Origin of the sequence: Comamonas sp. GCA5 (assembly GCF_036541385.1) — a bacterium.
GTDB classification, from domain to species: domain Bacteria; phylum Pseudomonadota; class Gammaproteobacteria; order Burkholderiales; family Burkholderiaceae_C; genus Comamonas; species Comamonas aquatica.
This window is the reverse complement of sequence record NZ_JAZHFR010000218.1, coordinates 1-592: the sequence shown is the minus strand read 5'-3', so window position 1 is coordinate 592 and position 592 is coordinate 1. Positions and strand designations below refer to the sequence as shown.

General features: G+C 61.8%; 1 protein-coding gene. It reads right to left on the bottom strand.

Features of this window, described 5'->3' with window-relative positions; genetic code table 11:
* A partial coding sequence (locus tag SJH88_RS19335; protein ID WP_274755410.1) for an IS256 family transposase occupies positions 1 to 592 on the bottom strand: 592 nt, incomplete at both ends.

Here is a 592-nt window from a genome sequence, read left to right as displayed (position 1 = left end):
AATCCCGAATCGGCATGGTCCACTTCTGACTGATGTTGCGCAGGGCCAAGTAGAACAACTTAGTCAGCGCCTCATCGCTGGGGAATGAACCCCGGTTCTTGCTCAGCTTCCTCAGGCCCATGTTGACCGACTCGATGGCGTTGGTCGTGTAAATCACCTTCCTGATCTCCGGCGGGTAGTCGAAGAATGGAATCAGCCGGCTCCAGTTCCTGCGCCAGGACTGGCCGATGGGCAGGTACTCTGCATCCCACCTGGCCTCGAATTCGCCCAGGCGCAGCTCGGCCTCCTCGGCCGTGGCGGCCTGGTAGACGTGGCGCAGATCAGCCGCTACCTCCTTCCTGCGCTTCCAGGACACGTAGTTCAGGCTGTGGCGCACCATGTGCACGATGCACAACTGCACCACCGCCTTGGGGAACACGGCCTCAATGGCGTCGGGGAAGCCCTTGAGCCCATCGACGCAGGCAATGAAGATGTCCTGTACGCCCCGGTTGCGCAACTCGGTGACCACCTGCAGCCAGAACTTGGCCCCTTCGGTCTGGGCCAGCCACAGGCCCAGCACCTCCTTCTCTCCGCTCATGGTGATGCCGATGGC